5 protein-coding genes are annotated in these 4,720 nt (G+C 36.2%); 2 read left to right on the forward strand and 3 right to left on the reverse strand.

Going from position 1 to position 4,720, the window contains the following annotated elements; translation table 11 throughout:
- Nucleotides 1–265: 265 nt before the first annotated feature.
- Nucleotides 266–496 (reverse strand): transposase, encoded by a 231-nt coding sequence (locus tag F6K23_RS39855; protein ID WP_293166646.1) that lies wholly within the window; start codon nucleotides 494–496, stop codon nucleotides 266–268.
- A gap of 158 nt (nucleotides 497–654) precedes the next feature.
- On the opposite strand from F6K23_RS39855, the gene F6K23_RS39860 reads away from it, so the two are divergent.
- The gene (locus F6K23_RS39860; protein WP_293166648.1) at nucleotides 655–1,977 is read left to right on the forward strand and encodes a four-carbon acid sugar kinase family protein; all 1,323 of its coding nucleotides are present in this window, start codon (nucleotides 655–657) and stop codon (nucleotides 1,975–1,977) included.
- 28 nt (nucleotides 1,978–2,005) lie between these two features.
- On the opposite strand, the gene F6K23_RS39865 is transcribed toward F6K23_RS39860, so the two are convergent.
- Together F6K23_RS39865 and F6K23_RS39870 are read right to left on the reverse strand one after the other, a co-directional pair.
- A complete protein-coding gene (locus F6K23_RS39865; RefSeq protein ID WP_293166650.1) occupies nucleotides 2,006–2,641 on the reverse strand; it encodes a hypothetical protein in 636 nt (211 codons plus the stop codon).
- Nucleotides 2,642–3,419: 778 nt separating this feature from the next.
- Nucleotides 3,420–3,908, reverse strand: a complete 489-nt coding sequence (locus tag F6K23_RS39870) for a DNA-binding protein (RefSeq protein ID WP_293166652.1) — start codon at nucleotides 3,906–3,908, stop codon at nucleotides 3,420–3,422.
- A gap of 508 nt (nucleotides 3,909–4,416) precedes the next feature.
- Between F6K23_RS39870 and F6K23_RS39875 the strand changes: the two genes are divergently transcribed.
- Complete coding sequence (locus F6K23_RS39875; RefSeq protein ID WP_293166654.1) at nucleotides 4,417–4,614, forward strand: DNA cytosine methyltransferase; 198 nt, start codon at nucleotides 4,417–4,419, stop codon at nucleotides 4,612–4,614.
- Nucleotides 4,615–4,720: the final 106 nt, after the last annotated feature.

The following is a 4,720-nucleotide window of genomic DNA, read 5'->3' on the forward strand; positions in this document are numbered from 1 at the left end:
GTACAATGAGTAAAAAAAGCGCACCGCCCGCTCTCTCGGTTTCCTCACAGTAAGGACAGGACGGAGCAAGAACGAAACCCCAGACTATCTACTGCTAGATGTCTTTTAATGCCGTTGGTAGCTTTGTCAAAACAAAACCCTTTAGACTTGATACTGGCATTACAAGTATTTTTTACCCCCTGTGAATCAATGATTATTAAAGTTGTCCATTTGGTTTTTTTTTACCTGAGCAGCGTACAAGAGAGATGCAATACATCTCTAATTTTCAAGGGTTATCCCTGATGCTCGCCATTGCTTGTAATCCCAAAACACTGTTGAATAAGGAGGCAAGTATGCAGGGTAAGTCACACCAGTTACAACCATTCTTTAATTGATATAGAATACCATCTAAGATTTCTCTGTTGTTCCATTTTGTTGGACAAGTTTTTTTCTTTTTTGGCAGTAATAGCTCAATCAGAACCCATTCTTTATCTGTTAAACTGCTTGAGTATGGCATTGACCCTCTTGTTGATGATAATTGGCGATCGCTACTTAATTATAATCTTGGACAGAAAAGATACGATCAGGGGTTCTATAGATATAGTAGTGAAAGCTGAGAAAAACTTTTTTGAGAATCTCGGTATAGCCTTCTATAGATAATGAGCAAAAAAAAATATGACTAACAGCCAACCAAAAATTATTGTCCTAGATGATGACCCAACAGGTTCCCAAACTGTTCATAGTTGTCTACTTCTAACTAAGTGGGATGTAGAAACCCTAAAATTAGGATTACTTGATGAATCTCCCATATTTTTTATCCTCTCCAATACTCGCGCCCTGACCCCAGACCAAGCAGCTAACGTGACACGAGAAGTTACACATAACTTGACCGAAGCGATCGCTCAATTAAATATCCAAGATTTTTTAGTCGTCAGTCGTTCCGACTCTACTCTACGGGGTCATTATCCCATAGAAACAGATGTCATAGCAACGGAACTTGGCCCATTTGATGCGCATTTCCTAGTTCCAGCATTTTTTGAAGGTGGGAGAGTCACCCGCAACAGTACCCACTATTTAATGGTTAATGGTGTAGAAACTCCAGTTCACGAAACAGAATTTGCCAAAGATTCAGTATTTGGCTACACCTATAGTTATTTACCTGATTATGTGGAAGAAAAAACCAAAGGTAAAATCAAAGCAGAAACTGTAGAAAAATTTACACTTGATGATATTCGTTCTGGTAGTTTAGAACGTTTGATGAAAATGACTGGCAACCAATGTGGAGTTGTGGATGGTGAAACTCAAGCCGACTTAGACAAGTTTGCTAATGATTTGTTGGCAGCAGCTAGTCAAGGTAAAAAGTTTCTATTGCGGAGTGCTGCAAGTATTTTAACTTCCTTAGCTACTTTGGGAAATCAACCTATAGCTGCTGAAGAGATGAGGCAGTATGTCAGGAGTGGGAAACCAGGTGTAATTATTGTGGGTTCTCATGTTAAAAAATCTACCCAACAGTTGGAAAGATTATTACAAGAGTCTGATGTAGTAGGTGTAGAAGTAAATGTGTCTCATTTAATTGAGGAGTCTGGGGAGAACAGAGCAACTTTACTCAAAAATATTCTCGAAAAAGTTCATGCTGTTCATGCAGAAGGGAAAACACCTGTAGTTTATACCAGTCGTGAGGAGTTGACTTTTGAAAATGTACAGGTGCGTTTGGAGTTTGGTGTAGCAGTTTCCGAGTTATTAATGGATATTGTTCGGGGTTTGCCCGAGGATATTGGATTTTTAATCAGTAAAGGTGGGATTACTTCTAATGATACTCTCAGTAAAGGTTTGGCTTTAACTACTGCTAGGTTATTGGGTCAGGTATTAGCTGGTTGTTCGATGGTCCGGACTCCCGCAGAGCATCCTCAATTTCCTGAGTTACCTGTTGTTTTATTTCCCGGTAATGTAGGGGATGTAGATGGTTTGGCAACAGTTTATCAGCGTTTGAGTCAATAGTTTTTCCCGGGTTGAGTTTCCTCCCTTACTATCTATGGTTGAGAAGGGGGGAAATATTCGCTACGCGCAAATCAGAAGTCAGAAGTAATCTCTGATGCTCGCTGTCTCTCTCGATTCCATTTTTAGTTTCTTTCCATCCCCATTCGGGTAAATTAGCTTTTGGGGGTGTGGAAAATGAAACTTTTCCATTTTCATTGATTCCTTTTTGCGCCTTTTTCACCAACCTGATTAATTTCGCTTCATATTCATTGGATAGAGAAACTTCACCAGTTATTTTTTGAACTGTTTTTTGCGCATTTTTAATGGGGCTAAGTACATACCTTTTTCCAGAAATAACGGTTTTTTTAACTGATTCTTCAATTTCTGTAAATAAATCACTTATGTTCCGGAGAGATTTAGTTAAATCTGCTGGTAAAGAATTTGATATTTCTGTTGATATTTTTCTGATTTTCTTCTTTGCACTGTCTAAATTATCGCTAATTCGGTTTAATACATTTGGGATATCATCTTCCCGAAGAAGATAAGCTACTTGACTTTTATCTATATCCTTAAAACTGGTGAAAGGTGAAATTGCTAATATTCTTGTTCTTTTCTTAATATCTGGCAGCAGCTCGTTAAAAACGTCTTCAGCAAAGAAAGTTCCTTGAGAATGACCAACAATCAAAAACTTAGCTTTAGGATTTTCATTACATTCTTTTTTTTCCTCATCATCAAAGTTAGTTATTTTTTCAACAATAGATTTAACAAACTCTTCTCCTTCTTCGTCACTCCTTTACGCGGTACTTTACTAGAAAAAATGTTATTAGAAAATGGTAGTGTTATTTCTGCCCTCCAATATTAGCTCTGAAATCAACATAGCTCTTGATGCTTTACCTAGACTAAAAGAGGCAAAAGAAAAACTAAAAGAGTTGTAACTTTCTTTCATAAGAGAGACAAACAAAGAACAAGAAAATTCTCTCCCCTTTTTACAGAACCATCTCATACATAATCTGTAGATAAGGTTGAAGGAAAAGTTATCAAACTTGAATGGGGAGAAGAAGATTAAAAAGGACGAGTAACTATTATTACATCCATCCAGCAAAATACACAAGAATCAGAAATAGTAATTGAGTTAAATTGTGCAGACTATATTAAAGCTTTTGAAGCGAATTTAAAGCAAAGTCTAATTGTTTGTACTGGAAATTTGATTGAAGATAAAAATCAATTAATCATGGGCAATATTCGTACTTTTGCTATTGAGTGAAAAATTGCCAAGTAAATTTATATAGGCGATCGCCCACCTACTTTCAAAAAATAATTTTGAGGAAGTTTGGCACTGCCACAAATATCAGAATTATTTCCACAAAAATTTGCAATGTTAGCTGAAAAATTAAAAAGCCAACACCGACATACTATATAGATATGGAGAAAAATCCAGTTAAGCTAAAAAATCAGATTCAAAGCTAACCAAAGCCTTGAGGTTGATTTTTCTCTGGTTCTGTATCTGGGAAAGACTTGGGAATTATTTGAATATCAGGCTCTACCTCAATCCACAGCCGCGCACCACCAGCTTGACTTTTGTTAGGTTTATGAGGTCGATAGACGATTTTGCAATTTCCCAGAATTTCTACTTCGTGGCAGTAATGGTTTTTGCCTCCTTGTTTGACAGAAATTGCTGGAAGAGAAGTACCGTGGTCTCGGTTATAGTCAATTTCTCTTCGCAGTACATGGATAAAAGTATTGCCTGTACGGAATCCTTTATTCCAAGTTCCTTGAGGACCTCGACGACCAGGAGTAATTTCTGGCATTCCTCGACGATTTAAAGGAATTACCCAAAACCGTTTGACTTTTTTAGCTCCTTTGAGACGACCTTGCCTCAAAAGTAACCTGAGTCTAGCGGTAGAAATATTTAGAAGAAATGCTGCTTCTGTTGTACCTACTGTATCTTCCATAAACTATTCCGAAACATATAAACTATAAACTAAATAACTTTTTTTCATCAAACCACAAATAATTTAGTTTGGCAATAATTTTTGATTTTCCAGTATTCATTCATAAATATAAATAATATAATAGTGGGACTTACACAAAATAAAGCCATAAAATATGCTCAAATATAGATGGGCAGAGGCTTTTACGTCATAAAGGCATAAATCCTGACTAAGTATGGGTTCTAGCCATTTTTAAGGCATTGATGTAATTCCCTTGTCTAGACTGACTTTGATGTATTTTTCCTACCAAAAAATGTCTAATATTATTTCTCCATGAAGTTGCGCTTAATAAAAGATAACAGCTATTAGTAAAATTCAGGTTTTGGTAAGAATTATTAAGCGCATTGTTACAGAGAAATGGTATAAGTACCAATAGGTCAGGTCTGTAGATGATTTTGTAATTACCCACAATTTTAACTAAGATAATTGCTACAATCTTAATCCTAGTAATAATCATAAAAATTGACTTATGTCTGGTCAAATAATTAATTCCCCAACTCAATTAATCTCTTTTAATATTGATAAACCTATTAATTTACAAATACATGAACATCGGTTCACTTTTATAGATTTATTTGCTGGTATTGGCGGATTTAGAATTCCTCTAGAAGAATTAGGAGGTAAATGTTTAGGATATTCAGAAATTGTGCGACTCGTTGGCCACTAAACCAGGAAACTGGGTATAAATGGCCATTCCAAGTCAATACAGGAGGATCACCTCGACTTGTGAATAACTCTTATTACCTTGGTGGTGAAATTCCATCCGCCCTGTT

Source organism: Okeania sp. SIO2C9, assembly GCF_010672455.1.
In the GTDB taxonomy this organism is placed as follows: Bacteria; Cyanobacteriota; Cyanobacteriia; order Cyanobacteriales; family Microcoleaceae; genus Okeania.

Excerpts from the sequence above, each read along its gene's own strand:
- F6K23_RS39875 (WP_293166654.1), top strand. The coding sequence starts at position 4,417 with ATGTCTGGTCAAATAATTAATTCCCCAACTCAATTAATCTCTTTTAAT.
- F6K23_RS39870 (WP_293166652.1), bottom strand. The coding sequence starts at position 3,908 with ATGGAAGATACAGTAGGTACAACAGAAGCAGCATTTCTTCTAAATATT.
- F6K23_RS39855 (WP_293166646.1), bottom strand. The coding sequence starts at position 496 with ATGCCATACTCAAGCAGTTTAACAGATAAAGAATGGGTTCTGATTGAG.
- F6K23_RS39860 (WP_293166648.1), top strand. The coding sequence starts at position 655 with ATGACTAACAGCCAACCAAAAATTATTGTCCTAGATGATGACCCAACA.